Here is a 26,558-nt window from a genome sequence, read left to right as displayed (position 1 = left end):
TCCGGGCCCGCGGATCCGCGGCGCCCCGCGTCGTACGAGCGGACGCCTGTACCGCGCCTCCCCTACGGGCTGGAGGCTCCGCGCCGCGCCCCGCGTACGGACGGGTCGCGCGTCCACGGCGCCCCGTGTATGGCTCGCGGCTCCATAGCGCCCCCCGTACGGGTCGCGCGTCCACGGCGCCCCGCGCACGGCCCGCGCGTCCACGGCGCCCCGCGCACGGCCCGCACGTCCACGGCGCCCCGTACGGGTTGCGCGTCCAGGGATCCCCGCGTACGGCTCGCGCGCCCACGGCGCCCCCGTACGGGTCGCCCCCTCGCCGTCGTGCGGCTCAGATGCCCGCGGCCGCCGCCAGGTCGCGCTTCACCGCGTCCAGCGTCCGGGCCGCCCGCGCCCGCGCGTCCGGCAGGGAGGCGGCGTCCGGGACCGGGACGACGACCTCCAGGTAGCACTTCAGCTTGGGCTCCGTCCCGCTCGGGCGGACGATGACCCGCGCCGCGTACTCGCCCTGCAGGTGGTACCGCAGGCCGTCCGTGGCCGGCAGGTCGCCGGAGCCCCGCGCCAGGTCCTCCGCGCTCGTCACCGCCAGGCCCGCCAGCTCCGGCGGGGGCGCCTCCCGCAGCCGGCGCATCGCGTCGGTGATCACACCCAGGTCCCGGACGCGGACCGACAGCTGGTCCGTCGCGTGCAGGCCGTGCTCGACGGCCAGGTCGTCCAGCAGGTCCGACAGCGTGCGGCCCCGCTCCTTCAGCTCCGAGGCCAGCTCCGCGACGAGCAGTGCCGCGGTGATGCCGTCCTTGTCGCGCACGCCCTCCGGGTCGACGCAGTAGCCGAGCGCCTCCTCGTAGCCGTAGCGCAGGCCCTCCACGCGGGCGATCCACTTGAAGCCCGTCAGCGTCTGCGCGTACCCCACGCCCCCCGCCGCCGCGATCCGGCCGAGCAGCGACGAGGACACGATCGACTCCGCGAACACGCCCGTCGCGCCCTTGCGCACCAGGTGCTCCGCGAGCAGCGCGCCCACCTCGTCGCCGCGCAGCATCCGCCAGCCGCCCCCGGCCGACGCGTCCGGCACGGCCACCGCGCAGCGGTCCGCGTCCGGGTCGTTGGCGACGACGAGGTCCGGGCCCGCCTCCCGCGCCTTCGCGAAGGCGAGGTCCATCGCGCCCGGCTCCTCGGGGTTGGGGAAGGCGACCGTCGGGAACTCCGGATCCGGCTCCGCCTGTTCCTCCACCAGCACCGGCGCGGGGAAGCCCGCCCGCGCGAACGCCGCCAGCAGCACGTCCTTGCCGACGCCGTGCATCGCCGTGTACACGACCCGCGCCGTGCGCGGGGTGCCCGGCGTCAGGACGTGGTCCGTACGGGCCAGGTACGCGTCCAGGACCTCCTCGCCGAGGACCTCCCAGCCGCCCTCCGCGCGCGCCACGTCCGCCAGCGACCGCACCGCGGTGATCTCCGCGGCGATCTCCGCGTCCGCCGGGGGCACGATCTGCGACCCGTCGCCCAGGTACACCTTGTAGCCGTTGTCGCGGGGCGGGTTGTGGCTCGCGGTCACCTCGACGCCCGCGACCGCGCCCAGGTGCCTCGTGGCGTACGCCAGGACCGGCGTCGGCAGCGGGCGCGGCAGCAGCGCCGCCCGCAGCCCCGCGGCGACCATCACGGCGGCCGTGTCGCGGGCGAAGTCGGCCGACTTGCGGCGCGCGTCATACCCGATCACCACCAGGCCGTCCCCCCGGCCCTTCGCCCTCAGGTACGCGGCGAGGCCCGCGGCGGCGCGGATGACCACCGAGCGGTTCATCCGCATGGGGCCCGCGCCCAGCTCGCCGCGCAGCCCGGCCGTGCCGAACTGCAGGGTGCCGGCGAAACGGGCGGCGAGTTCGTCGACGTCCCGGTCCGCGAGGAGCCGCGCCAGCTCGGCGCGGGTCTCCTCGTCGGGGTCCTCGGCCAGCCACGCCTCCGCCTGCGCGATGAGGTCCCGCCGGCCCTGCTGCGGGTTCTGCTGCACGGGGTCCGCCTCTCTGGTGTCGTCGTACGCGGTACCGGCGCACGCGGCGCGCCGGCGCCGCGCGGCCGGTGGGGCCGGGCGTCCGGTACCCGCCCCCTTGCGCCCGTCGCGGCCGCGCCGCCCCCGTGCGGGGGCCGGGCGGACCGCGACGGGCCGGATCAGATGCGTTCCAGCACGCGCGTGAGCAGCTCGCCCATCCGCGCGGCCGAGTCCCGGCCCGCCCGGAGGACCTCCTCGTGGTTGAGAGGCTCACCCGAAAGGCCCGCGGCCAGGTTGGTGACGAGGGAGATGCCGAGGACCTCCGCGCCCGCCTCGCGCGCCGCGATGGCCTCCAGCACCGTGGACATGCCGACCAGGTCGCCGCCGAGGACGCGGACCATGTTGATCTCGGCCGGGGTCTCGTAGTGCGGGCCGGGGAACTGGACGTAGACGCCCTCCTCCAGGGACGGGTCCACCTCCTTGCACAGGGCGCGCAGCCGCGGCGAGTACAGGTCGGTCAGGTCGACGAAGTTGGCGCCCTCGACGGGGGAGGCCGCCGTCAGGTTGATGTGGTCGCTGATCAGGACCGGCTGGCCGGGGCGCATGCCCTCGCGCAGGCCGCCGCAGCCGTTGGTGAGGACGACGGTCCCGCAGCCCGCCGCGACGGCGGTGCGCACGCCGTGGGCGACGGCGGCGACGCCGCGGCCCTCGTAGAAGTGCGTGCGGCCGAGGAAGACCAGGGCGCGCTTGCCGCCCACGCGGTACGAGCGGACCCGGCCGCCGTGCCCCTCGACGACCGGCGGGGGAAGCCCGGCAGTTCGGTGACCGGGAAGTCGGCCTCCGGGGCGCCGAGCGCGGCGGCGGCCGGGGCCCAGCCGGAGCCCATCACGAGGGCGACGTGGTGCTCCTCGGCGCCCGTCAGCTCGCGCAGGCGCGCGGCGGCGCCCTCGGCGGCGGTGCGGGGGTCGTCCCGGTGCTGGTCCGGGGTAACAGATGCGTTCACGCGGACGAGGGTAACCCGTCCCGGCCTACGCGCGTAGATGGCGGGGCCCGCAGTGTGTCCGCATCGTTGCCCGGCACCGGCGGAGGGCCGGGCGGCCCGGGGGTCAGCAGGGGCGCTTGCGCAGCTCCATCACGTAGTCGTGGGGCGCGCCGGCGGACTCGGCGGCGTCGGCGATCTCGCCCAGGTAGCGGGCGGAGGGGAGACCGCCCTCGTACCCGTTGAGGACGTACGCCCAGGCGGGCTCCTCGCCGTCCAGGGTGTGCACGCGGACCCGCATGCGCCGGTAGACGTCGAGGCCGACGCCCTCCCAGCGGTCCATCGAGTCCTCGTCCATGGGGGCGATGTCGTACAGGGCGACGAAGACCTGCGAGCGCGGGGCCTCCACGATCGTGGCGAGCGCCCCCCTCCCAGCCCATCTGCTCACCGCCGAACGTCAGCCGCCAGCCGTTCAGCCAGCCGGTGCCGCGCAGCGGGGAGTGCGGGGCGCGGCGCGTCATCAGCCGCGCGTCGAGGTTGCCGGCGTACGCGGCGTAGAGCGACATGGCACCGAGGGTACGGGAGGCCCCGCCCCGCGTGCCTGCGCACCTCGCATCCGGGCTCCCGCACCACCGGCCCCGGCACGCTCCTCCCGTCCCCCGGGCCGTTCCCCGGACCGTCCCCGGGGCCGTCCCCGGGGCCGTTCCCGTGCCCGCGTCGCCCCTCTGGGCCGCGCCCGCGCCGCCCCCCTGGGCCGCACCCGGAGGTTCCGCCCCTCCCGCCGCCCCGGGCGGGGCCGCGGGGGAGACCCGGAGGTGAGGCGGGGGGCGGGGTGCGGGAGAATGTCACCGGATCGAACAGTGCGGGACAATGACGTACGTACTCCCAACCATGAGGACAACCCCGACCCCCTGGGCCCACCCGTCCGCGGGGTCGCGTGACGAGAGCGCGAGGCGTGACCCCAGTGACCCGGATCGTGATCATCGGTGGCGGACCCGGCGGATACGAGGCGGCCCTGGTGGGCGCCCAGCTCGGCGCGGAGGTGACCGTCGTCGACCGCGACGGCCTCGGCGGGGCGTCCGTCCTGACGGACTGCGTCCCTTCGAAGACCCTCATCGCGACGGCCGAGGTCATGACGACCTTCGACTCCTCCTACGAGGAGCTGGGCATCATCGTCGCCGACGACACCCCCTACGAGGAGCAGGCCGCCCGCGTCGTCGGCGTCGACCTCGGCAAGGTGAACCGCCGGGTGAAGCGCCTCGCGCTCGCCCAGTCGCACGACATCACCGCCTCCGTCACCCGCGCCGGCGCCCGCGTGGTGCGCGGCCGCGGCCGCCTCGACGGACCGCAGGAGCTCGACGGCTCGCGCCGCGTCGTCGTCACCGCCGAGGACGGCACGGAGGAGACCCTCACCGCCGACGCCGTGCTCGTCGCGACCGGCGGCCACCCCCGCGAGATCCCCGACGCCCGGCCCGACGGCGAGCGCATCCTCAACTGGACGCAGGTGTACGACCTCGACGAGCTGCCCGAGGAGCTCATCGTGGTCGGCTCCGGCGTGACCGGCGCCGAGTTCGCCGGCGCGTACCAGGCGCTCGGCTCGCGCGTCACGCTCGTCTCCTCCCGCGACCGCGTCCTGCCCGGCGAGGACCCGGACGCGGCGGCCGTCCTGGAGGACGTGTTCCGGCGCCGCGGCATGAACGTCATGGCCCGCTCCCGCGCCCAGTCGGCGAAGCGCGTCGGCGACCGCGTGGAGGTCACGCTCGCGGACGGGCGGGTCATCTCCGGCACGCACTGCCTGATGGCGGTCGGCGCCGTGCCCAACACGGCCGGCATGGGCCTGGAGGAGGCGGGCGTCCGTCTCAGGGACTCCGGCCACGTCCGGACCGACAGGGTGTCCCGCACGTCCGCGCCCGGGGTGTACGCGGCCGGCGACGTGACCGGGGTGTTCGCCCTGGCGTCGGTCGCCGCCCAGCAGGGCCGCATCGCGATGTACCACTTCCTCGGCGAGACGGTCGCGCCGCTGGACCTGAAGACGGTCTCCTCGAACGTCTTCACCGATCCCGAGATCGCCACCGTCGGCTACACGCAGGCCGACGTCGACGCGGGGAGGATCGACGCCCGGGCGGTCAAGCTGCCGCTGCTGCGCAACCCGCGCGCGAAGATGCAGGGCATCCGGGACGGCTTCGTGAAGCTCTTCTGCCGTCCGGGCACGGGCATCGTCGTCGGCGGCTGCGTCGTCGCGCCGCGGGCGAGCGAGCTGATCCACCCGATCTCGATCGCGGTCGACAACAACCTGACGGTCGAGCAGATCGCGAACGCCTTCACCGTGTACCCGTCGCTGTCGGGATCGATCGCCGAAGTGGCACGGCAGTTGCACGCCCGGAAGCCCACCGCGGAGGCGTGAGGCGCCGGCCGCCGGGGACAACCCCCGGCAACCCCCGGCAAGTCGGGACACCGGCCGGTCGCGGACCGTTCACGGACAGGGTCGCCCATAGCACGGGGCGGCCCTGTTTGTCCGCGACTTCTCGAAAATGACCTCCGCGTCTGCGGAGCACCGGCCGCTGGCGTTACTGTCGGTTTCGTGTTCGCTGCAGAACGTCGTCAGTTGATCCTTGAAATGGTGCGGGCCAACGGAGCGGTGTCGCTCCGGGAGCTCGCCCGCGTCGTCCAGACCTCCGAAGTGACCGTCCGGCGGGACGTGCGGGCGCTCGAGGCCGAAGGACTCCTCGACCGCCGGCACGGCGGTGCGGTACTGCCGGGCGGTTTCACGCGGGAGTCCGGCTACCCGCAGAAATCCCATCTCGCGACGGCGGAGAAGACGGCGATCGCCGACGCCGCCGCCGACCTCGTCCAGGAGGGCGAGGCGATCGTCGTCGGTGCGGGCACGACGACGCAGGAGCTGGCCCGCCGGCTCGCCCGCGTCCCCGGCCTGACCGTGGTGACCAACTCCCTGCTGGTCGCCCAGGCGCTGGCGCACACCAACCGCGTCGAGGTGGTCGTGACCGGCGGGACGCTGCGCGGCTCCAACTACGCGCTGGTCGGCAGCGGCGCCGAGCAGTCCCTCCACGGGCTGCGGGTGTCGCGCGCGTTCCTGTCCGGCGCGGGGCTCACCGCGGAGCGCGGGCTGTCCACGTCGAACATGCTCTCCGCGAGCGTCGACCGGGCACTGGTCCAGGCGGCGTCGGAGGTCGTGGTCCTCGCCGACCACACCAAGCTGGGCACGGACACGATGTTCCAGACCGTTCCCACCGACATGATCACGCGTCTGGTGACGGACGAGCCGCCCCCCCACGACGAGCGGGCGGCGATGGAGCTCCAGGCCCTCGCGGACCAGGGCGTCCAGATCGCCGTCGCGGGCGACGGCCCCGGCGCCTCCGCCGCGGAGGGCGCCCGGCAGGCCCGCCACCACCGCCGGGACGTGCCCCTGCCGGGCCAGCGCGGCGCCCGCCACCCCGGCCCCCCCGCTGCGCAGCGCCCCGCTGCCGCCGGACGGGCAGGAGCGCCAGCCCCGCGTCGCCGACCTCCGGCGCCGCTGACGCCCCGGTCCCGGCGGGTGCGGGGGCCGGGGCGCACGGGACCGGGGCGCGGGGGCCGGGGCGCCGCGAGCGGCCGGTCACCGGTCGGCCGCGAAGGCGCGCAGGCGGTCCTCGGTCTCCTCGTCCACCGGGAAGAACGTCTCCACGGCCAGTTCGGAGAGCGTCACGTCCGCGGGCGCGCCGAACGTGGCGATCACGCTGAAGAAGGACATCACCCCGTACGGCGTGCGGACGCGCAGCGGCACCGCGATCCCCACCGGGTCGACCGGCTCCGGTGCCGGCTCCGGGCCGGGCGGCGGCGGGTACGCGGACACCTCCTCGTACAGCTCCCGCAGCTCGGGGCGGCCGGTGGCGGCGACCTGGTGGCGCAGGCGGCCCAGCGCGTGCGCGCGGACCTCCGCGAAGTTCACGCACCGCGGGGCCAGGCCGTCCGGGTGGAGGATCAGGCGCATCACGTTGCCGCCCGACTCCGTCAGGTGCGCCGGTACGGAGCCGAGCAGGACGGACATCGCGCGGTTGCGGTCGACGACGTTCCACACGCCGTCCACGGCGGCGGCCGGGTAGGGCTCGTGGCGCAGCAACATCGTCCTCAGCGCCGCGCGGGCCATCGCCATCCGCCCGCCGTCCAGCGGACTCTCCCGGTAGGCGGGGGCGTAACCGGCCGCCAGCAGCAGGCCGTTGCGGTCGCGCAGCGGCACCTCCAGGTGCTCGGCGAGCCGGAGCAGCATCTCCCGGCTGGGACGGGCGCGGCCGGTCTCCACGCAGGACAGGTGCCGCGTGGACGTCTCCGCCCTCAGGGCCAGGTCGAGCTGGCTGAGCTTCCGGCGCAACCGCCACTCGCGCAGCAACCGCCCCGCACCGGGCGTGTCGTCGGTCCTCACGGCTCCACCGTACGCACCGGCCGCGCCGGGTCCATGACCCGGGAGGTCATGGAGTCCGCGACCCGCCGCGTGGCACGGTGGGGCCACCGCCGCCCGAGGAGGAGACCCGAGATGACGCACCCCCTGCCTGTACGCGCCACGGCCCCGCACCCGGCGGGCCCGGACCGGTTCCTGCGGACGGTGCTGCGCGTGGACGGTGCGAGCACCGCGGTGACGGGCGCCGCGCTGGTGGCCGCCGCCGGGCCGCTCGGGTCGGCCACGGGCATGCCGGTGGCGTTCTCGGTCGCGTTCGGGGTCTTCCAACTCTGCGGGGCGGCCGCGCTCCTGTGGATCGCCCGCCGCCCGGTCCTCCCGCCCCCGCTCGTCCGGGCCGTCGTCGCGGTCAACGGGGCCTCGGCCGCCGCCTGTGCCGCCGTCGCGTTCGGCGACGTGGTGCCGCTCTCCGGGTTCGGGGTGGTGTTCATGCTGATCGGCGCGCTGGTCGTGGCGGTCTACGCGGTACTGGAGTGGGCCGGGCTGCGCCGGGCGGCGGCCGCGGGCTGAGCGGGCGGGGTGCCCGCCGGCTCAGGCCTCACGCCGCGCGGGGCCGGGGCGGGGAGGCGGCCGGCGAGGGCCTCGCCGTCCGGGTCCCGCGCGCCCATCCGGCCGTCCTCGCGGCCGCCGGACACACAGGGCCCGTGTTCGTCCGCGTCGACCGCTGGGACCGCATCGCCCCGCCGACGACCCGCCGCAACGAGCGCACCGGGATCGTGGAGCCGATCGGGGACCCGGCCGGGCGGATGACCGCGGGGGCCGCCGCCGAAGTCGTCGAGCGCCCGGCCGTCGCCGCCGCCCTGTCCGGCCACTGGTCCGGGCACTCCCTGCGCCGCGGCTTCGCCACCGCCGTCCGCGCGGCCGGACACGACCCGCTGGAGATCGTCCGCGCGGCCGGACACGACCCGCTGGAGATCGTCCGCGCCGGTGGGCGGGAGGCCCTGGAGCCGGGTGCGACCCGGCGGCGGATCGCGGCCGCGCTCGACGTCACCGTGGACCGGGCCCGCGGGATCCCGCGGGCGTTCGCCGAAGGCCGGCGCAAGCTGTGGCTCGGCTACGGGGACGGGGGAGTCGAGCCCTTCGGGTTCATCGCCGAGCGGCACGCCGCCGTCCTCGCGCTGTGCGGGCCGGGCGACGGCGAGACCACTCCGGCAATGGTGTTCCGACGACCGCTCGGTCACCGTGCGCTGCGGTTCAGAGCGGTCCGGGAGGGTGAAGCGGCCCCGTTGTCCGCAGCATCGGGCGCCGGAGGGCCAAGCGCACGTTTCGAGGTCGATGCTCCTCGACCCCCTGACCGGCCCCGGTCGGTGAGGGGCCCGGCTCGGTGCTGCCCTGTGCGGCCACCACCTCGTGCGCGTGGCGGACGCCCCGTTCCGCCGGGCTGCCCGGACCACGACCGCCGGGGACCTCGTCGCAGCGCAACCGGTCCTGGGAGCCATCGGTACAGCCGCTGGCGCTGAGCACGTGGTCTTGACCGCCCGGCACGCACGACCGACCTGGTGTGGATCTTCAACGGAAGATCCACGACCACTGTCAGGGCCTGGCTGCGTTCCGCGCGTGGCCGTGGGGCTTTTGGACGACGGTCAGGCTGAGGCGCACGGGGGTTCGCCGAGGAGCCGACGAGGTCCGAGCCGGAGCGGTTCTTCCTGGCCGACGAGGACCGGAAGCTGATCGCGAAGCGGCGCGGGGATCACAACCGTCTCGGCTCCGCCCTTCAGATCTGCACAGTCCGGTACGTCGGGCTGTTCCCGGAGGACCCGCTTGCCGTGCCGTGGCCGGTGGTGGATCACCTGGCCGAGCAGCCGGGGATCGAGGACGTCCCGTGCGCAGGGATTACACGGAGCGGCTGAAGACCGCGTACGAGCACGCGTGGGAGATCCGGGACGCGTACGGCTACCACCAGTTCAAGGATCACGGACGGGGCCGGACGTTTGGGGCGTTCACGCACGGGCGGGCGTGGACGGCGCATGCGGAGGGGCCGAAGGCGTCGTTCGACCACGCGGTGGGCTGGCTGCGCGGGAACCGGGTCCCGCTGCCCGGAGCCTCGGTCCTCGCACGGCAGGTGGCGGAGGTCCGGACACTCGCGGAGAAGCGGCTGCACACCGCGGTCGCGAAAGCAGCCCGACGGGCGGATGCGGCGTTGCCGGGCGATCTGGTGGCGCTGTCGAAGGCGCCGGAGGGCAAGCGGTACCCGTACCCGGAGCAGCTGCGTCGGCCGCCGACGCGGACCACGGGCACCGCGATGAAGAACGCGCTCCAGCGGGTGGACGAGATCGCCGCCTCCCAGCCGGTCGACGGGCTGCGTCCGCTGCGCGGCCTGGACACCGTCCACCCCGACGATGACGACGACGGCCAGGGCGAGTGGGCCGTAAACGGCGATCGGCGCCGGCGCGCCGGGTGCGGACGCCCGATTGCGGGGCCAGGCGGCCGGGCCTCCGACCGAGCCCCCGTTGCTCGGTCCGCGGTGTTGTCGTTGGCTGAGCGAGGGGCGCGTGAGGAGGCGGTCTACGCGCCTTCTACGCCTCCCGCGCCTCGGACGTGAGCCTATTCCCTACGGGAACGGAGGTGGATTCTGGCTCTCCCAGTCAGCGCACCAAGGTTGGTTCCCATGACGACGAACGACACCAGCGACAACTCCGCAACCTCCCCCGAACCCGAGTCACCACCGCCCACACGCGGTGGGCGGAACAGGCGCAACAGCGCGACAACACTGGCCTACGCCGTGGCGGTCGTCGGTGCCGTGGCAGCTGCCTTCGTGACCCCTCTCGGAGATCACCTGATGAAGGGCTTCCTCGACGAACCGACCTGTCCGGGTGAAGCCTGCGAGGGGAAGAACCCTCAGAACCAGGGATGCGGCGAAGATGCACGTACCTACAAGCCCGCCGTCGGCAACCCGGCCCTTCTCCAGCTCCGCTACAGCGAGGACTGCCAGGCGGTATGGGCGCGCGTCGAACGCGGGAGCCCGGGGGATCTGGTCACAGTAGAGGCCACAGGGGGAGCCAAGCGCACTGCCCAGATCGAGTACGGAGACGACAAGTTCACCAGCATGGTGAGCGTGGGTGACGGCGAGTTCCAGGTCACCGCCTGTGCGGTGCCCAAGACCGGTGGCAAGAGCACCTACGAGCACTACTGTATCCATGCAACCGAGGCGACGGCGTGGCGGTGACCCGGGAAGCGCGTCAGCGGGACCAGGTGTGCGACCTGAGATAGGTTCCGACTCCGGCCAGGTTGCCCCGCTGTCCCCGAGCGAGGCGGGACACTTTGGTCCCGCCGAATCCACGACGGACCCTCGACAGCCGTCCCCGAACGACCGATCGGACGCCGACGACGTCGAACAGCAGGCCTGTCCGAAGTGTGACGCCCAGCCCGGCTCGCCCTGCCGCTCGCACGGCGGCGCGGTCGCCTCCACCTACCACCCTCGCCGCTTCACCATGGTGCCCCGACTGAAGAAGGCACTGCGGGTGCCCTCCCGCCGACCGCAGCCCGGGCCGGTCGTGGCGACCGGGCACCCCGCCGCCAGCGCCGACCGACCCAGACCTGCCGAGCGCGGACATCCACATCGGCTACGCCCACTGCTCGATTCTCGGCCAGGAACTCGACTCCCAGCTCGACGCGCTCGCCAAGCACGGCATCCCCCGTGACAAGATCCTCAGCGAGAAGATCAGCACCCGGGTACGGGTCCGCCCCCGGTTCGAGGAGGCCCTCCGTACGGCGCGGGATGTCAAGGGTCACGCCTCGCGCTGCCGGGTCGTCTTCACCGTCTACGAGATGAAGCGCCTCGGCCGCGACGCCGCCGAGTTCACCGCGCTCGCCGACCACCTCACCGCCCACGGCCTGGTCCTGGAGATGTTCGTCGGACCCCTGCTCGGCATCTACGACCCCACCGGCCCCGGCAAGCTGCTGTTCGCGTTCTTCGCCGCGATGGCAAGGACCGGGCGGGAGAACATCCGCGAGTCGACGCTCGAAGGGCTCGACGCCGCCGCCCGCAAGGGCAGGCACGGCGACCGGCCGCCGGTCATCACCGACGACATGCTCCACACCGTGCTGCGGCGCCGCGCGGGCGGCGAGTCCGTCGAGCAGATCCAGCCCGACCTGATCGTCCCCACCGGCAAGCGCAAGGGTCAGAACCCCTCCGTCGCCAGTATCTACCGGGCGCTGGCCGAGCACGCCAAGTGCGAGGCGTACCCGAAAACCGTCGAGCAGGCCCACGCCGACTTCGCCGCCTTCCAGTTTGGCGGCGCGCTTCCCGAACCCCGTACCAGGGCAGAGGCTGCGGCGACACGTTGACGAAACGCTCCCTCAAGACCAGCTACCGGCGGGATCGGCGCTCATCTTTTGATAACCGCCAAGGGCTGACACACCAGGACGCGTACCGAACCTGGCACGCACCCTCGCGTCTGCCTCGATCGGTCAACCGTAGAGCTGATGTGTTCGTACCGGCGGGATCAGCAGGCGGACGCCGTGTCGATCCTGATTCCTGTGACGGTGGAAGCCGACGAGAACTGGATGGTTCCGTTGGGCGGGAGGCACTTGTAGTACGTGCTGCCGCCGTTGGTGAAGCGGAGCATCGCACGGTCGTCGTTGCGGGAGTTGTACACCCGGTCGGCACCGCGGGCCCTGGAACTGAGGGTCTGGTAGGAGGCCGTGACGTCCTGGTACGCGGCGTCGGCCATGCCGATGGTCCAGTCGGGCTGGGTCTGGTAGAAGCAGACCCTCGGGTGGTTGCACCCGTTACAACTGTCGGCCGAGGCACTGGGCGCCACGGCAAGCGCGGTTCCAGCGAAAACGGCGACGGATGTGGCCACGGCGGCGATAACGGCGCCGATGACGGGCAATGCCGGAATGACCCGACCCAGAATCCGTGTCGCTGCATACGTGATCCGGCATCGCGCCGTCCCCGAGCTGCTGGTGTTCGACCACATCGGTATGCCGGAGGCCGGCACCCAGGTCCCTGCGGGAGGAGCCAAATCAGGTGAAGGACCGGAAGAAGCGGTTCTTCGAGAGGTCGCCGAGGAAACCGGTCTGCTCACAGCCACAATGGTCCGGCAGATCGCTGTTGAGGACAAGCCTCACCCCGACACGGGACAGCCACGACGAACCGGCTTCTTCCCCCTCCAGGCATCCGCAGACACCGCCAATGACTGGGAGCACCACGTCCACGGCGACGGAGACGACGCTGACCCCACCTTCGCCTGCCGGTTCCTCTCACTTCCTCTGAAGAAACCGCTGGCCGACGATCAAGACGCTTGGCCGGGCCGCATCGACCCGCGCTGGACCACCGCTACCGGCAACAGTCAGCAATCAAGCCGCCAACCGCGCGCCGAATACGCGACACCTCAACATGCGAGCCCACCAGTCCCAAGACCGGCGATCAACCGGCCACCCAACAGGCTCTCAGTCCCCCGAGGGCAGCCCAGCACGCGCCCGCGCCGCTACCAATCGTGCTCCCACTGCGCCCACGACTGCGCCCAATGCGAGCGTGCCCACTGCAACCCCCCAAGTGAATCCTCCGGACCACACTGCACCGCCCTTGGCCACCATGGGGTAGCCGAGCACCGACGCGACCGCGACAGCCAGTACACCTGCCAGCCCGAATGGCACACTCAGGTACCACCAGGCAGTGGTTCGGAAGACGCTCTTTTCTCCGGACAACACGCTGATCGGCACCATTCGGCCCGCTACCACAGCAAATGCATCGAGGGCGGCCACGGCCGCAGCCAGCGCCAGCACCACCACGCCCACCGCACCCAAGACGAGCGTCCACTGGGTAATCACGCCGTAACGTAGTGCTCCGTCGACATGACTGCCGGCGATCACGGTGGAGTACGGAGCCATTCCCAGATGCCGATATGCCGCCCGCTTGATGTCTCCCGCGGCATCACGATCGGTCATCGAGGAAACGACGACCAAGCGCAGCACTTCGTCATGCGCCGCCGGTCTCCCCGACGCCATGACGAGAGATTGGTGGCCGGCCCCCCACTTGGCCACCGCTGCCAACCTGGCATCACTTGTCGACGCGTTCCACCGTTCCTTACCGATGGGACACCGCTGACTCACCAGGGTCCAGGCTCGGCACGATCCGGTCAGTACGACGTTTTCCGCTGGATCAGCCCCCAGGGAGAAAACTCCGCGAGAAGAGCCCAGGTCGGCGGAGAACTCGTCAAGCCCGTCCACGGCCCCGGTGCGCGCAGACACCATCAGCACGCTCGAACCCAACTCGTCGTAAACCGCCTGCGCGCGCGCAGTGTCGTTCGATCCCCGGCTGCTCCACAGCTGTACTTGGCTTACCAGTCCAACCCCGACCACCACGGCAGCCACCAGCCTCACCACGACGCCCGGGTACGCTGCCAGCCAACGCCCGGCAACCAGGCGGCCGGCACGTAGGCGTGCGCCGTCGGCCAACCACCTCCCCCACCGCGTCGTGATCCAGGCCACGACGCTGGGGAGGAACCAGAGCGCCAATCCGATACCGGCCGCGTACTGCAGCAGGCTGGTGCGGTAATTCGGCGCGAGTGGTCCGACCTCCATCGGTACCGCCATGACGATGCCCACTGTGCACAGAACCGGCCCCCGCCGACGCGGCTTACGGGCCACCGGGGCCCGAACGCTGCGACCGTCACTCCTGCGGGACACCGCGGCGGCTGACACGGCGACCAAGACCGCGGCGAGCCATACTACGGTCAAGATCACCCCCAACCGGGAGCGAACCATGCTCGATTCCACAGTCCACCCGGTAACGGGCACAGTCATGTCAGCCGTGGAAGCCAGCACGAGAAGGGCGCTTACCAAGACCGTGCCAATTGCCACAGGGCCGACGGTCTCACCAACTGCCAGCAGCATCATGTGACGGCGCGTACCGCCGAGAGCGTGCACGACCCGACTCCTGGCGTCACGCTTTTCCGAACCGGCACGCGCGGCAGCCGCGACGAGCACGGCCGCAGGGAGGCCGACGAAGGCTGCTACGACCACGGCGAATCCGCCTGGGTCGACCACCCAGTCGTCGTCAAACCGGTAGGCGCCACCAAAACCGGAGATTCGATCTTCTTCTGCCCACTCACCCCGCGAAGGCGCAGGCCGTACGTACGCGAGACGTTCACCGGGCCACACCAGCCCGGCAGGGCTTATGCGCCCCGCATCTTCGCCGTAGCGGCTAGTAACGGCTTCACCGGCTTCTGCGAGTGCTGGGGACAGCACCGCTTGACCTGGCGCTGGCCAAGCCTTAAGACCGGGCGGTACTTCAGCAGTCGGGGCGAGGGGCTCGACGAACACCACGCGGTGCTGAATCCCCCCCACCGTATCGCCTCGCTCCTTCCACCAAGCGGTTTGCCGCTCCGCGGGGTGGACGGCGGTGAATCGCGGGCCGCGGGCCAGGGCCCTCTCGTCGCTGGTTTGCCCCGTCACGTAGGCGATCGCACCCGCCCCTACAGCAAGACACCACACCACGGTGGCCAGCAGGAGCGCGGCCACACGCAACCGGTGTCCTTCACCTGCCCTTGAGGCCGCCATCCCGATGGCAAGGAGTTGGCGTGTCAGCGGGCGGGCCATCACGGCGTTTCCCCAAAGGCGGCCTCGACTGAACGTCAGCACCCGGTCAGCTCTCCGGGCCACGCTCTCGTCATGGGTGACGACGACCACTCCACATCCCCATTGGCCGGGGAGCGCGTGAAGGAGTTCGGCAACGTGGTCACGGTTGGCTGCATCGAGTGCACCAGTCGGCTCGTCGGCAAGGACGAGTGAGGGTCGGTTGACAACGGCGCGTGCGATGGCTACGCGCTGACGCTCCCCGCCGGACATGGTTCCCACAGGCTCATCCGGGTGCTTGATGCCGAGGTCGTCGAGGAGTTGGCGTGCGCCATTCTGACTCCGTCGACGTTTCCTGCCGGCAAGCATCGCGGCGAGCATGACATTCTCCATCGCCGTCAGTTCCGGGAGTAATTCACCGAACTGAAAAACCATGCCAACGTGACTGGCGCGATGGCGCGCCCTCGCGGATGTCCCCATTGACGACAGGTCCATGCCCGCAACTTCAACCAAGCCGTTCCTGGGCTTGATCAAGCCCAAGAGAACCGACAGGAGCGTGGTCTTCCCGCTCCCGCTCGGCCCCATCACGGCCACTGACTCCCCAGCCATGACGTGCAGACTCAAACCATCGAACAACACCCGGTCCGCGACCGTGTGGGACACGTCCTGCAGCCGCACGACCGCCATCCATTACTCCCAATCCGAGCAACGTAAAACCGCGGGGCGCTCACAAGATGCGCCCCGCGTATGGCCATGAGACGTCAGGGCCGGTACGCCCAGCTGCCGCACACGTCCGGCCATGCGAACCGCTGCTCACACGTACGGTGCTTGTTGATGGCCTTGCCGGTGCCGCTCCGGACGCAGTTGTCGGGGCCCGCGCCGTTGTGGTCCCACAGATGGTTTACGGTATCACCGCCAGTACGGACGTACTGGGCCTCCACCGAGTTCTGGTCCGCTTCCATGTCGCAGGTCTTGATGGCGGTGTCGCCGCTATTCGTCTCGGAATAGTTCCTCTCCACCCCCGACCTGTAAGCAGCCCACGCGGGCCCCGCGGCGACAAGGGCCAGGGCGGCGCTGGCAGCCACGCCCCACCGTATGGTGTTTCGAGCAAGTAACACGGGGTCCCCCAGTTGAATGATCAGGACGGCGACGGAGTCTATGTACGGTGCACATGACGCCGCAATAACCGCCCATACTGTTGGCGGAAATTAGGCGGGAAGGGGTGACCGGGCGCCGTCCTCGGCGTGCGCGGGCGTGAAGGCCCGGTGCTCCCGTCTCGGCCGTCAGCCGCAAAGTCCGGCGCCCCCGTCTCGGCCGCCAGCCGCAGGGTGCGGCGTCGGCACCCGGCAGCGGGCCGCCGGCAGTGCCGCCCCGGGATTTCACCGTGGACGGTTCGCGTGTCGCAGACCTCGTCCTGCGGCACGTGTCCCTTGCGGCCGGTGACAGCGTCCTGACCTTTCCGGAACACCGCGCCCATCAGGGCGTGCCGGTTCGGGGGGCGGCGGTGCAGCGTGCCGATCCCCACGCCGGTGCACCGCGCGACGCCCTCCGGCGCGGCGTCCGTGCCCTGCTCCGCGAAGGCCGCGCGCCGCCCGCCGCAGCCGCTCGCGGTTGCGGCGGGCGGCGGCGCGCGTCGGCCCGGTCGTCGTCGGCGGCGGTCCTCCCCGGTCCTTCCAGGACGCCGTCGTACGCGTGAGGGGCCCGCCGTCCGGCGGGCCCCTCGACGTCGTCGGGCGGGTGTCAGTCCTTGATCTCGCAGATCACGGCGCCGGAGGTGACGGAGGCGCCGACCTCGGCGGCCAGGCCCTTGACCGTGCCGGAGCGGTGGGCGTTGAGGGGCTGCTCCATCTTCATGGCCTCCAGGACCACGATCAGGTCGCCCTCGTCGACCTGCTGGCCCTCCTCGACGGCGACCTTGACGATGGTGCCCTGCATCGGGGAGGCCAGGGTGTCGCCGGAGGCGGCCGAGGCGGCCTTCTTCTTCGCGCGGCGCTTGGGCCGGGCGCCGGCCGCCAGGCCGGTGCGGGCCAGGCTCATGCCGAGGGAGGTGGGCAGCGACACCTCCAGGCGCTTGCCGCCGACCTCGACCACGACCGTCTCGCGGCCGGTCTCCTCCTCCTCGGCTTCGGCCGGGGCGGCGAACGGCTTGATCTCGTTGACGAACTCCGTCTCGATCCACCGGGTGTGGATGGCGAAGGGGCCCTCCTGCGGGGCGAACGCCGGGTCGGCCACGACCGCCCGGTGGAAGGGGATGGCGGTGGCCATGCCCTCGACGCGGAACTCCGCCAGCGCGCGGCGCGCGCGCTCCAGCGCCTGCTGCCGGGTGGCGCCGGTGATGACCAGCTTGGCCAGCAGCGAGTCCCAGGCCGGGCCGATGACGCTGCCGGACTCCACGCCCGCGTCCAGGCGCACGCCCGGGCCGGTGGGCGGGTCGAAGACGGTGACGGTGCCGGGCGCGGGCAGGAAGCCCCGCCCCGGGTCCTCGCCGTTGATGCGGAACTCGAAGGAGTGGCCGCGGATCTCCGGGTCGCCGTAGCCCAGCTCCTCGCCGTCGGCGATGCGGAACATCTCCCGCACCAGGTCGATGCCGGTGACCTCCTCGGTGACCGGGTGCTCGACCTGCAGCCGGGTGTTGACCTCCAGGAAGGAGATCGTGCCGTCGTTGCCGACCAGGAACTCCACCGTGCCGGCGCCGACGTACCCGGCCTCCTTCAGGATGGCCTTCGACGCCCGGTACAGCTCGGCGTTCTGCTCCTCGGTCAGGAACGGCGCGGGAGCCTCCTCCACCAGCTTCTGGTGGCGGCGCTGCAGGGAGCAGTCGCGGGTGGAGACCACCACGACGTTGCCGTGGGTGTCGGCCAGGCACTGCGTCTCCACGTGCCGGGGCCGGTCGAGGTAGCGCTCCACGAAGCACTCGCCCCGGCCGAAGGCCGCGACCGCCTCGCGGACGGCGGAGTCGTACAGCTCCGGGACCTCCTCCAGGGTCCGGGCCACCTTCAGCCCGCGCCCGCCGCCGCCGAACGCGGCCTTGATCGCGATGGGCAGCCCGTGCTCCCGGGCGAACGCCACGACCTCCTCGGCCCCCGAGACCGGGTCGGGCGTCCCGGCCACCAGCGGCGCCCCGGCCCGCTGGGCGATGTGGCGGGCGGCCACCTTGTCGCCCAGGTCCCGGATCGCCTGCGGGGGCGGGCCGATCCAGGTCAGCCCGGCGTCGATGACGGCCTGGGCGAACTCGGCGTTCTCCGACAGGAAGCCGTACCCCGGGTGGACCGCGTCGGCCCCCGAGTCCTTCGCCGCCCGGAGCACCTTCGCGATGTCCAGGTAACTGGCCGCCGGGGTGTCACCGCCCAGGGCGAACGCCTCGTCCGCCGCACGGACGTGCAGGGCGTCCCGATCCGGATCGGCGTAGACGGCTACGCTCGCGATCCCGGCGTCCCGGCAGGCACGGGCGACACGGACAGCGATTTCGCCACGGTTGGCGATGAGCACCTTGCGCACGATGGCTCCCTCCATTCCCAAAACACGCTGAGTTTAGGGACTGCCGACACGACGTTTCGACTCTTCCCCGGTCGTGAGGTTGCCCACACGGAACGTGGTGCGAGGTCCGCTCAGACCCGAAACCCCTCGCGTCACCTCGGCACACAGGGCTTCTTGCCAGCACAGTAGCCCGGGGGCGCGGCCGGAGTCGCTGTTCCGGGGGCCAGCGGGGTGTCCCGTTTCTTTGTGGGGTCCCTACGAATGGCGGAACGATTCTTTGCCGGAGCGTCGCCACCCTTGTCCGGGGGTTTACCCGTGAGTAGCCTGCGCGTTGTCGTCCGTACCGACGGTAAGGGGCAGGGGAGTGGCCGCGATGACCCTCAGAACGACGGCGCTCGCGGCGGGCGCCGTGCTGCTCGCCGAGGCGGTGGGCGCGGTGCTGCTGCACGGCGTGCTCGCGGCCGTCCAGTCGAGCCAGCGGATGTCCCTGGCGGGCCTCGACCCGGACACGATGGTCGCCGGCACCTGGGCGGCGGGCGGCGTCCTCGGCGCGTACCTGGCCCTGTGCGGGGCCGTACTGCTCCGCGCGGGCGTCCGGCGCGCCGCACCCGGCCGGTGGGGCCGCGTCCTGCTCGTCACGTGCGCGGTCACCCACGCCCTGCTGGGCGCCGCCGCCGTCGGCCCCGTCGGCTGGGCGGCCTTCGCGTGGATGACGGCGGTCATGGGGCTGGTGGTGCTCGCCCTCGTCACGCACGGGCCGCGGCCCCCCGCCGGGCCCGGGGCGGACGACCGGGCCGGCGGCCCCGGCTCCCCGGCCGGGGAGTCCCCGGAAGCCGTGTGACGGGTCCTACGCCCACAGGTCGGTGACGGACACGTCCAGCCGGCGCAGGAGGCGGCGCAGCAGCGGCAGCGACAGGCCGATGACGTTGCCCGGGTCGCCGTCGACGCCGTCGACGAACGGCGCCGAGCGTCCGTCGAGGGTGAACGCGCCCGCCACGTTCAGCGGCTCGCCGCTGGCGACGTACGCGGCGATCTCCTCGTCCGTCGGGTCGCCGAAGCGCACCAGCGTGGACGCGGTCGCGGAGACGTACCGCTTCGCCGCCGTGTCGTGGACGCAGTGACCGGTCTGCAGGACGCCGACCCGGCCGCGCATGGACTTCCAGCGGGCGACGGCCTCCTCGGCGTCGGCGGGCTTGCCCAGCGCCCTGCCGTCCAGCTCCAGCACCGAGTCGCAGCCGATCACCAGCGCGCCCGACACCTCGGGCCGGGCGGCCACCAGCGACGCCTTCGCCTCGGCGAGCGCGAGGGCCAGCTCGGCGGGGGTCGGGGCGGTCACGCTGCTCTCGTCGAAGCCGCTGACGACGACCTCGGGGGAGAACCCGGCCTGGCGCAGCAGTCCGAGGCGGGCGGGGGAGGCGGAGGCGAGGACGACACGGCGCTGGGCAGTCATGTCGCCATCGTATGCAGCCCCGCCGCCCCGGCACCGGCCCCCGCCGCCCCGGCACCGGCCCCCGCCGCCCCGGCACCGGCCCGACGGCGGGACCGCGCCCCGGCCCCGGCCCGCCCGGCGGGGGTCAGCGCAGGCCCGCGGCGGACATCGCCACGAGCATCGCCAGTGCCAGCAGGACGCCGGCCCGGCGGAGCATGGCCTGTGTGGCCCGCATCTCCTCGGGCGGCTCGTTCTCGGGATCGGACCACAGCATCCCTCGATCCTGCGGACCGCGGACGCGTCCCGCCTGAGTACGCGTACTCAGGCGGGACGCGCGGGGACCGGGGCGCCGCTACGCCGGCCAGTAGCTCCGCGTCCAGGACCGCGGCCCCGGGGACGGCGGCAGGCTCCGCGCGATGCGCGCGGGCGCGGACCAGGCGTCCGCGGGCCGCGGCGCCGGGCCCGCGGCCCCGGCGGCCGCCGCCGCGGCGCGAGCCCTGACCACGGCCAGGGCGGCGGCGAGCTCCTCGGGGGTCGGGTTGCCCCGTACGACCTTGATCATCGAAGCTCCTCACAGGGGGATGTTGCCGTGCTTCTTCGGGGGCAGGTTCTCCCGCTTGGTGCGCAGCTGGCGCAGGCCGCGGACGATCTGCGAGCGGGTCTCCGACGGCATGATCACCGCGTCGACGTAGCCGCGCTCCGCCGCCGTGTACGGGTTGAGCAGCGTGTCCTCGTACTCCTGGATCAGCCGGGCGCGCAGCGCCTCCCGCTCCTCCTCCGGGGCCTCCGCGATCGTCCGGCGGTGCAGGATGTTCACCGCGCCCTGGGCGCCCATCACCGCGATCTGCGCGGTCGGCCACGCCAGGTTCAGGTCGGCGCCGAGGTGCTTGGAGCCCATCACGTCGTACGCGCCGCCGAACGCCTTGCGGGTGATGACGGTGATCAGCGGGACCGTCGCCTCCGCGTACGCGTAGATGAGCTTCGCGCCGCGCCGGATGATGCCGCCGTACTCCTGGTCCACGCCCGGCAGGAAGCCCGGGACGTCGACGAAGGTCAGGACGGGGATGTTGAACGCGTCGCAGGTCCGGACGAAACGCGCGGCCTTCTCGCTCGCGTTGATGTCCAGGCAGCCCGCGAACTGCATCGGCTGGTTGGCGACGACGCCCACCGGGAAGCCCTCGACGCGGCCGAAGCCGGTGACGATGTTCGGCGCGAACATCCCCTGCGTCTCCAGGAACTCGCCGTCGTCCAGGACGTGCTCGACGACCGTGTGGATGTCGTACGGCTGGTTCGCGGAGTCGGGGACGACCGCGTCCAGCTCGCGGTCGTCGTCGGTGACGGCGAGGTCCGCCTCCTCCGGGAAGGCCGGGGGCTCCGACAGGTTGTTGGACGGCAGGTAGGACAGCAGCGACTTCACGTAGTCGACGGCGTCCCTCTCGTCCGCCGCCATGTGGTGCGCCACGCCCGACGTCGCGTTGTGCGTCCGCGCGCCGCCCAGCTCCTCGAAGCCGACGTCCTCGCCGGTCACCGTCTTGATGACGTCCGGGCCGGTGATGAACATGTGCGACGTCCGGTCGACCATCACCGTGAAGTCGGTGATCGCCGGGGAGTAGACGGCGCCGCCCGCGCAGGGGCCGACGACCAGGCTGATCTGCGGGATCACCCCGGACGCGTGGGTGTTGCGGCGGAAGATCTCGCCGTACAGGCCCAGCGCGCTGACGCCCTCCTGGATGCGGGCGCCGCCGGAGTCGTTGATGCCGACGACCGGGCAGCCGGTCTTCAGCGCGAAGTCCATCACCTTGACGATCTTCTGGCCGAACGTCTCGCCCAGCGCGCCGCCGAAGACCGTGAAGTCCTGCGAGAAGACCGCTACCGGCCGGCCGTCGACCGTCCCGTAGCCGGTGACGACGCCGTCGCCGTACGGGCGGTTCGCCTCCAGGCCGAAGTTGGTGGACCGGTGCCTGGCGAACTCGTCCAGCTCCACGAAGGAGTCCTCGTCCAGCAGGAGGGCGATCCGCTCGCGGGCGGTCAGCTTGCCCTTGGCGTGCTGTTTCTCGACGGCGCGCTCGGAACCCGCGTGCGTCGCCTCCTCGATACGGCGCTGCAGATCCGCGAGCTTCCCCGCGGTCGTGTGGATGTCGATCTCTTGACGCTCGGACATCGGGATGCGGCTCCCTGCCTGGTCAGGTGTGGTCACGGGGTCATCGGCTACTGGCCCGTAGAGTATCGGCGGGGATGCCGTTCGGCAGTGCGGTCTTTGCCACACCTAGGCTGGGTTGCATGACGTCCCCCCTTGGTCAAGGAACAGGCCCGGCGAGCCGCTGGAGCGATCTCGAACGGCCCCCGCTGGGCGCCCCCGCACTGCGCCGGGCCCTGCTGCGGCCGGGCGCGCTGTGGACGTCCCTGGATCTCGTGCCCGCCACCGGCTCCACCAACACCGACCTGGCCTCCCGCGCCGCCGGACTCCCCGAGGGCGCCGTCCTCGTCGCCGAGGAGCAGACCGCCGGACGGGGCCGCCTGGACCGGGTCTGGTCGGCACCGGCCCGCTCGGGGCTGTTCTTCTCCGTCCTCCTCAAGCCGGACGTGCCGGCCGGGCGCCTCTCCTGGCTGCCGCTGCTGACCGGCGTCGCCGTGGCCACCGCGCTGGCGCGGGCCGCCGGCGTCGACACGGCGCTGAAGTGGCCCAACGACCTGCTCGTCACGCTCCCCGGGCACCCGGGCGGCCCCGGCGCCGGGACCGCCGCCGACGGCGGGGAGCGCAAGGCCGGCGGCATCCTCGCCGAGCGCGCCGGCGACCACGGCGTCGTCGTCGGCGTCGGCGTCAACGTGACCCTCCGCGCCGACGAGCTGCCCGTGCCCACGGCCGGGTCGCTCGCCCTCGCCGGCGCCGTGTGCACCGACCGCGACCCGCTGCTGAGGGCCGTCCTGCGGTCGCTGGAGGAGTGGTACGGCAGGTGGACCGCCGCCGGGGGCGACCCGGCCGCGTCCGGGGTCGAGGCCGCGTACGCCGCCGGCTGCGCGACGCTCGGCCGGAGGGTGCGGGCGGAGCTGCCCGGAGGCCGGACGCTCACCGGCGAGGCGGAGGCGGTCGACGGGCACGGGCGGCTGGTCGTGGCGGGCCCGGACGGCCGGCGGGAGGCCGTGGGGGCGGGCGACGTCGTCCACCTCCGCCCGGCGGACTGAACGCGTTCGTCCACGGGACGTGAGCCAGGGCACACCTGCCGTATCGTTGAGGCGATCCGTCGGCCGGGTCGGCCGGGGCGGCCGACGCGGCGGGTCAGCGACAGGAACGGCAGGCAGGGCAGTGCGCACGGATCGGGCAGGAGGCGGCCGGTGACCGTCGACGACGAGAACGCGGACGGTACGGGACACCCCACCCCCCACCATGTCGTCGACCACACGGCGGAGCCGACCGACAACCCCCTCGCCATCCGCCTGGAGCAGCTGATCCTCGGTGCCGAGCGGCGCTACACCCCCTTCCAGGCCGCCCGCACGGCAGGCGTCTCCATGGACCTCGCCTCCCGCTTCTGGCGGGCCATGGGCTTCGCGGACATCGGCCAGGCCAAGGCGCTGACCGAGGCCGACGTGCTGGCGCTGCGCCGCCTGGCCGGTCTCGTCGAGGCGGGACTGCTGAGCGAGCCGATGGCCGTGCAGGTGGCCCGCTCGACGGGGCAGACGACGGCGCGGCTCGCGGAGTGGCAGATCGACTCCTTCCTGGAGGGGCTGACCGAGCCGCCCGAGCCCGGCATGACCCGCACCGAGGTGACGTACCCCCTGGTGGAGCTGCTGCTGCCGGAGCTCCAGGAGTTCCTGGTGTACGTCTGGCGGCGGCAGCTGGCCGCGGCGACCGGCCGGGTCGTGCAGGCGGGCGACGACGAGGAGATGGTCGACCGGCGGCTCGCCGTGGGCTTCGCCGACCTCGTCGGCTTCACCCGGCTCACCCGCCGGCTGGAGGAGGAGGAACTCGGCGAGCTGGTCGAGACGTTCGAGACGACCTGCGCCGACCTGGTCGCGGCGCACGGCGGGCGGCTGATCAAGACCCTGGGCGACGAGGTGCTCTTCGCCGCCGACGACGCGGGCACGGCCGCGGAGATCTCGCTGCGTCTCGTCGAGACGCTGAAGGAGGACAGGACGATGCCCGCCCTGCGCGTCGGGATCGCCTTCGGCACGGTCACCACCCGCATGGGCGACGTGTTCGGGACGACCGTGAACCTGGCGAGCCGGCTCACCTCGATAGCACCCAAGAACACCGTCCTCGTCGACGGCGCCTTCGCCGAGGAGCTGTCCCGCACGGGCGAGGCGCCCGTGTCCGAGGCCCGGGCGGCGGAGGAGGCCGCCCGGGCGGCGGAGGAGGGCCGGACCCCGCCCCCGTACCGCTTCGCCCTGCGGCCCACCTGGCAGCGGCCCGTCCGCGGCCTCGGCGTCGTCGAGCCCTGGATGCTGTCGCGGCGGGAGCCTAAGATCCCCGGGTAGAAGCGATAACGATCGTTAACCGGGAGGGCGGGCGCCATGTCCGAGCAGCAGTCCGAGCAGCAGTCCGAGGAGCGGTACGGGGAGTTCGTCGCCGTGCGTCGGCACGGGTACGTGGCGGAACTGGTCCTCGACCGGCCCAAGGCCATGAACGCGGTCTCCACCGAGATGGCCCGGTCCATCGCCGCCGCCTGCGACGCGCTCGCCGCCGACCCCGAGGCCCGGGTCACGGTCCTGACCTCCTCCAACGACCGGGCCTTCTGCGTGGGCGCCGACCTGAAGGAGCGCAACTCCTTCACGGACGCCGACATGATGCGCCAGCGGCCGACCGCCCGCGCCGCGTACACGGGCGTGCTGGAGCTGCCGATGCCGTCCGTCGCGGCCGTGCGCGGCTTCGCCCTGGGCGGCGGCTTCGAGCTGGCGCTCGCCTGCGACCTGATCGTCGCCGACGCCACCGCGGTCGTCGGACTGCCCGAGGTGTCCGTGGGCGTCATCCCCGGCGGCGGCGGTACGCAGCTGCTGCCGCGCCGCGTCGGGGCGGCGCGCGCCGCGGAACTGGTGTTCACCGCCCGCCGGGTGCCGGCGGCGGAGGCCGCCGGGCTGGGGCTGGTCGACGAGCTGGTCGAGGACGACGCGCGCGGCGCCGCACTGGAACTGGGTGCGCGGATCGCGGCGAACTCGCCGGTGGGCCTGCGCGCCGCCAAGCGGGCCCTGCGCCTGGGCCACGGACTGGACCTGCGGGCGGGGCTGGAGATCGAGGACGGTGCGTGGCGGTCGGTCGCCTTCTCCGGGGACCGCAGGGAGGGCGTGGCGGCGTTCAACGAGAAGCGCGCCCCGCGCTGGCCGGGGGAGTAGCGGACCGGGAGCGGTGCGGTCACCTGGCGTAACCGGGGTTCGGTCCCCGGGTGGAAAGCGTCGATTCCTCCCTAAGCTGGGGGAATGGGTGAGGATGTCCGGCTGAGGGCCGTGGTGGCACTCGCGCAGGGGATGGCGGCGGCGCACACTCCGCGCGAGTGCTGGCGGGCCGCCGCGCTCGGCGCGTGCCGGGCGCTGGGGGGCTCCTTCGCGGCGCTCTCGGTCTGGCAGCGGGACCTCGGCCGACTGAAGGTCCTGGTCAACGCGGGGCAGCGGACACCGGACGAGGAGGAGTTCCCGGACTGCGAGACGTATCCGGTGTACCGGTTCTCGGAGATCACCGAGTTCCTGCACGAGCGGTGGGCGGGCGGCGGGGAGCCCGAGGCCTGGGTGGAGACGGCCGACGGCGTGCCGGCCGCCTCCGGCCCCGGGCGCTGCGACCCGGAGGCCCCTGGCCGGACCGGACCCGGCTCCTGGGGGAGGGCGGCGGCGCTGCGGCGGCGCGGACGGGGCTGCTGCGTGGTCGCGCCGATCGTGCTGCACGGGCGGGCGTGGGGCGAGCTCTACGTCGCCCGCCCGGTCGGGGCGCCGGTCTTCGACCGGGACGACGCGGACTTCGCCGCCGTCCTCGCCTCGGTCGTCGCCGCCGGGCTCGCGCAGACCGAGCGGCTGGAGGAGGTGCGCAAGCTCGCCTTCACCGACCCGCTGACCGGGCTCGCCAACCGCAGGGCCGTCGACACCCGGCTGGACGAGGCCATGGAGCGGTTCCTGGCGGACGGCTCCGTGGTCAGCCTGGTCGTGTGCGACCTGAACGGTCTCAAGCGCGTCAACGACACCCACGGGCACTCCGCGGGCGACCGGCTCCTGGAGAGGTTCGGGGCGGTGCTGTCGTGTGCGGGGGCGCGGCTCCCGGGCGCGCTGGCGGCCCGGCTCGGCGGCGACGAGTTCTGCCTGGTGTCGGTCGGGCCGGAGGCGGACCGCGTGGTCGAGGTCGCCGGCGAGCTGTGCGTACGGGCCGGGGAGCTGGAACTCGGGGAGGGCGTCGCCTGCGGGGTGGCGTCGACGGGCGACCCGATCGGGCCGGTGCGCTCGGCCCGCCGGCTGTTCCGGCTGGCGGACGCCGCCCAGTACCGCGCGAAGGCGGTCCGCTCCCCGAGGCCCGTGGTCGCCGGGCGGGACGGCGCCGTCGTGCGGCTCGCCGACGCGCCGCCGGCCGCCGCGCGCGACCGCAGGCGGTTCCGCGACGCGCCCCCGGAGGGATGAGCGCCGCGGGAAAGCGGAGCCGCACGGGGCGGGACGGGTCCGGTCGGGGTGGAGCGGGCCGGAGCCGGTCGGAGGCGGTCGTGGCCGGTCGGGACGGGGCGGTCGGGACGGCCACCCGGAGGCAGCGGCCGGTCCC

At 73.2% G+C, this 26,558-nt stretch carries 21 protein-coding genes and 5 pseudogenes; 14 read left to right on the top strand and 12 right to left on the bottom strand.

The features are described from left to right. Window positions 1-328 precede the first annotated feature (328 nt). From LUW75_RS07620 to LUW75_RS07610, 3 genes and pseudogenes are all read right to left on the bottom strand, one after another. Window positions 329-1,999, bottom strand: a complete 1,671-nt coding sequence (locus LUW75_RS07620; RefSeq protein ID WP_250334942.1) for a phospho-sugar mutase — start codon at window positions 1,997-1,999, stop codon at window positions 329-331. A gap of 158 nt (window positions 2,000-2,157) precedes the next feature. Then, a pseudogene (locus tag LUW75_RS07615) lies at window positions 2,158-2,981 on the bottom strand (purine-nucleoside phosphorylase). Between the two features lie 103 nt (window positions 2,982-3,084). Then, window positions 3,085-3,523: pseudogene (locus tag LUW75_RS07610) on the bottom strand (gamma-glutamylcyclotransferase). Window positions 3,524-3,921: 398 nt separating this feature from the next. Between LUW75_RS07610 and LUW75_RS07605 the strand changes: the two are divergent. Continuing rightward, window positions 3,922-5,361, top strand: coding sequence for an NAD(P)H-quinone dehydrogenase (locus tag LUW75_RS07605; RefSeq protein WP_250337586.1), 1,440 nt, complete (start codon window positions 3,922-3,924; stop codon window positions 5,359-5,361). A gap of 213 nt (window positions 5,362-5,574) precedes the next feature. Further along, window positions 5,575-6,493 (top strand): annotated as a pseudogene (locus tag LUW75_RS07600) (DeoR/GlpR family DNA-binding transcription regulator). A gap of 77 nt (window positions 6,494-6,570) precedes the next feature. Here the strand turns inward: LUW75_RS07600 and LUW75_RS07595 are convergent. Next, window positions 6,571-7,374 carry a helix-turn-helix domain-containing protein gene (locus tag LUW75_RS07595; RefSeq protein WP_250334941.1) on the bottom strand — a complete coding sequence of 268 codons (804 nt, stop codon included), beginning with the start codon at window positions 7,372-7,374 and terminating at the stop codon, window positions 6,571-6,573. A 111-nt stretch (window positions 7,375-7,485) separates the two neighbouring features. Here LUW75_RS07595 and LUW75_RS07590 point away from each other — a divergent pair, with 111 nt between their 5' ends. From LUW75_RS07590 to LUW75_RS07570, 6 genes and pseudogenes are all read left to right on the top strand, one after another. Next, window positions 7,486-7,917 carry a hypothetical protein gene (locus LUW75_RS07590; protein WP_250334940.1) on the top strand — a complete coding sequence of 144 codons (432 nt, stop codon included), beginning with the start codon at window positions 7,486-7,488 and terminating at the stop codon, window positions 7,915-7,917. A gap of 134 nt (window positions 7,918-8,051) precedes the next feature. Continuing rightward, a complete protein-coding gene (locus LUW75_RS07585) occupies window positions 8,052-8,867 on the top strand; it encodes a site-specific integrase (protein ID WP_250334939.1) in 816 nt (271 codons plus the stop codon). Window positions 8,868-8,964: 97 nt separating this feature from the next. Beyond that, window positions 8,965-9,688, top strand: a pseudogene (locus LUW75_RS24595) (DUF4158 domain-containing protein); the annotation flags it as partial. A gap of 327 nt (window positions 9,689-10,015) precedes the next feature. Continuing rightward, entirely contained in the window at window positions 10,016-10,573 is a 558-nt protein-coding gene (locus LUW75_RS07575; protein WP_250334938.1) for a DUF2690 domain-containing protein, read from the top strand. Continuing rightward, the gene (locus LUW75_RS24915; protein ID WP_462933703.1) at window positions 10,545-11,048 is read left to right on the top strand and encodes a zinc finger domain-containing protein; all 504 of its coding nucleotides are present in this window, start codon (window positions 10,545-10,547) and stop codon (window positions 11,046-11,048) included. The genes LUW75_RS07575 and LUW75_RS24915 overlap by 29 nt, the downstream gene beginning before the upstream one ends. After that, window positions 10,945-11,694 (top strand): recombinase family protein, encoded by a 750-nt coding sequence (locus LUW75_RS07570; RefSeq protein ID WP_349816461.1) that lies wholly within the window; start codon window positions 10,945-10,947, stop codon window positions 11,692-11,694. Before LUW75_RS24915 ends, LUW75_RS07570 begins: the two co-directional genes overlap by 104 nt. Window positions 11,695-11,852: 158 nt before the next feature. Here the strand turns inward: LUW75_RS07570 and LUW75_RS07565 are convergent, their stop codons facing one another. Then, window positions 11,853-12,170 carry a hypothetical protein gene (locus tag LUW75_RS07565; protein ID WP_250334937.1) on the bottom strand — a complete coding sequence of 106 codons (318 nt, stop codon included), beginning with the start codon at window positions 12,168-12,170 and terminating at the stop codon, window positions 11,853-11,855. Window positions 12,171-12,249: 79 nt separating this feature from the next. Between LUW75_RS07565 and LUW75_RS07560 the strand changes: the two are divergent. Next, window positions 12,250-12,687, top strand: a pseudogene (locus LUW75_RS07560) (NUDIX hydrolase); the annotation flags it as partial. A gap of 114 nt (window positions 12,688-12,801) precedes the next feature. Here LUW75_RS07560 and LUW75_RS24590 read toward each other — a convergent pair. The 3 genes from LUW75_RS24590 to LUW75_RS07545 all read right to left on the bottom strand — a co-directional run bounded on the left by LUW75_RS24590 (window position 12,802) and on the right by LUW75_RS07545 (window position 18,426). Continuing rightward, window positions 12,802-15,606, bottom strand: a complete 2,805-nt coding sequence (locus LUW75_RS24590; RefSeq protein WP_349816403.1) for an ABC transporter ATP-binding protein — start codon at window positions 15,604-15,606, stop codon at window positions 12,802-12,804. An 83-nt stretch (window positions 15,607-15,689) separates the two neighbouring features. Further along, window positions 15,690-15,947 carry a hypothetical protein gene (locus LUW75_RS07550; protein ID WP_250334936.1) on the bottom strand — a complete coding sequence of 86 codons (258 nt, stop codon included), beginning with the start codon at window positions 15,945-15,947 and terminating at the stop codon, window positions 15,690-15,692. Between the two features lie 721 nt (window positions 15,948-16,668). Continuing rightward, entirely contained in the window at window positions 16,669-18,426 is a 1,758-nt protein-coding gene (locus tag LUW75_RS07545) for an acetyl/propionyl/methylcrotonyl-CoA carboxylase subunit alpha (RefSeq protein WP_250334935.1), read from the bottom strand. Between the two features lie 352 nt (window positions 18,427-18,778). On the opposite strand from LUW75_RS07545, the gene LUW75_RS07540 reads away from it, so the two are divergent. After that, window positions 18,779-19,246, top strand: a complete 468-nt coding sequence (locus LUW75_RS07540) for a hypothetical protein (RefSeq protein ID WP_250334934.1) — start codon at window positions 18,779-18,781, stop codon at window positions 19,244-19,246. Between the two features lie 6 nt (window positions 19,247-19,252). Here LUW75_RS07540 and LUW75_RS07535 read toward each other — a convergent pair whose 3' ends face one another. From LUW75_RS07535 to LUW75_RS07525, 4 genes are all read right to left on the bottom strand, one after another. Continuing rightward, window positions 19,253-19,855, bottom strand: coding sequence for a nucleoside triphosphate pyrophosphatase (locus tag LUW75_RS07535; protein ID WP_250334933.1), 603 nt, complete (start codon window positions 19,853-19,855; stop codon window positions 19,253-19,255). A gap of 124 nt (window positions 19,856-19,979) precedes the next feature. Continuing rightward, window positions 19,980-20,108, bottom strand: coding sequence for a morphogenic membrane protein MmpB (mmpB, locus tag LUW75_RS24300; protein ID WP_284453813.1), 129 nt, complete (start codon window positions 20,106-20,108; stop codon window positions 19,980-19,982). 78 nt (window positions 20,109-20,186) lie between these two features. Further along, the gene (locus LUW75_RS07530) at window positions 20,187-20,396 is read right to left on the bottom strand and encodes an acyl-CoA carboxylase epsilon subunit (RefSeq protein WP_250334932.1); all 210 of its coding nucleotides are present in this window, start codon (window positions 20,394-20,396) and stop codon (window positions 20,187-20,189) included. A 9-nt stretch (window positions 20,397-20,405) separates the two neighbouring features. Beyond that, window positions 20,406-21,995 carry an acyl-CoA carboxylase subunit beta gene (locus tag LUW75_RS07525; protein WP_250334931.1) on the bottom strand — a complete coding sequence of 530 codons (1,590 nt, stop codon included), beginning with the start codon at window positions 21,993-21,995 and terminating at the stop codon, window positions 20,406-20,408. Window positions 21,996-22,114: 119 nt separating this feature from the next. On the opposite strand from LUW75_RS07525, the gene LUW75_RS07520 reads away from it, so the two are divergent. The 4 genes from LUW75_RS07520 (at window position 22,115) to LUW75_RS07505 (ending at window position 26,422) form a co-directional block, all read left to right on the top strand. Continuing rightward, window positions 22,115-23,017: a biotin--[acetyl-CoA-carboxylase] ligase gene (locus LUW75_RS07520; protein ID WP_250334930.1), complete on the top strand. Its 903-nt coding sequence runs from the start codon at window positions 22,115-22,117 to the stop codon at window positions 23,015-23,017. Between the two features lie 150 nt (window positions 23,018-23,167). Further along, window positions 23,168-24,307, top strand: a complete 1,140-nt coding sequence (locus tag LUW75_RS07515) for an adenylate/guanylate cyclase domain-containing protein (RefSeq protein ID WP_250334929.1) — start codon at window positions 23,168-23,170, stop codon at window positions 24,305-24,307. A gap of 36 nt (window positions 24,308-24,343) precedes the next feature. Beyond that, window positions 24,344-25,159, top strand: a complete 816-nt coding sequence (locus LUW75_RS07510) for an enoyl-CoA hydratase/isomerase family protein (RefSeq protein WP_250334928.1) — start codon at window positions 24,344-24,346, stop codon at window positions 25,157-25,159. Between the two features lie 84 nt (window positions 25,160-25,243). Continuing rightward, window positions 25,244-26,422, top strand: a complete 1,179-nt coding sequence (locus LUW75_RS07505) for a GGDEF domain-containing protein (RefSeq protein ID WP_250334927.1) — start codon at window positions 25,244-25,246, stop codon at window positions 26,420-26,422. Window positions 26,423-26,558 lie beyond the last annotated feature (136 nt).

Origin of the sequence: Streptomyces sp. MRC013 (assembly GCF_023614235.1) — a bacterium.
In the GTDB taxonomy this organism is placed as follows: domain Bacteria; phylum Actinomycetota; class Actinomycetes; order Streptomycetales; family Streptomycetaceae; genus Streptomyces.
The sequence above is the reverse complement of the archived record's forward strand: the minus strand, read 5'-3'. Positions and strand labels throughout refer to the sequence as shown.

Bases quoted from the DNA above. Each gene is read 5' to 3' on its own strand.
- LUW75_RS07590 (WP_250334940.1), top strand. From the start codon at position 7,486: ATGACGCACCCCCTGCCTGTACGCGCCACGGCCCCGCACCCGGCGGGC.
- LUW75_RS07575 (WP_250334938.1), top strand. From the start codon at position 10,016: ATGACGACGAACGACACCAGCGACAACTCCGCAACCTCCCCCGAACCC.
- LUW75_RS24915 (WP_462933703.1), top strand. From the start codon at position 10,545: ATGCAACCGAGGCGACGGCGTGGCGGTGACCCGGGAAGCGCGTCAGCG.
- LUW75_RS07540 (WP_250334934.1), top strand. From the start codon at position 18,779: ATGACCCTCAGAACGACGGCGCTCGCGGCGGGCGCCGTGCTGCTCGCC.
- LUW75_RS07535 (WP_250334933.1), bottom strand. From the start codon at position 19,855: ATGACTGCCCAGCGCCGTGTCGTCCTCGCCTCCGCCTCCCCCGCCCGC.
- mmpB (WP_284453813.1), bottom strand. From the start codon at position 20,108: ATGCTGTGGTCCGATCCCGAGAACGAGCCGCCCGAGGAGATGCGGGCC.
- LUW75_RS07530 (WP_250334932.1), bottom strand. From the start codon at position 20,396: ATGATCAAGGTCGTACGGGGCAACCCGACCCCCGAGGAGCTCGCCGCC.
- LUW75_RS07525 (WP_250334931.1), bottom strand. From the start codon at position 21,995: ATGTCCGAGCGTCAAGAGATCGACATCCACACGACCGCGGGGAAGCTC.
- LUW75_RS07520 (WP_250334930.1), top strand. From the start codon at position 22,115: ATGACGTCCCCCCTTGGTCAAGGAACAGGCCCGGCGAGCCGCTGGAGC.
- LUW75_RS07510 (WP_250334928.1), top strand. From the start codon at position 24,344: ATGTCCGAGCAGCAGTCCGAGCAGCAGTCCGAGGAGCGGTACGGGGAG.
- LUW75_RS07505 (WP_250334927.1), top strand. From the start codon at position 25,244: ATGGGTGAGGATGTCCGGCTGAGGGCCGTGGTGGCACTCGCGCAGGGG.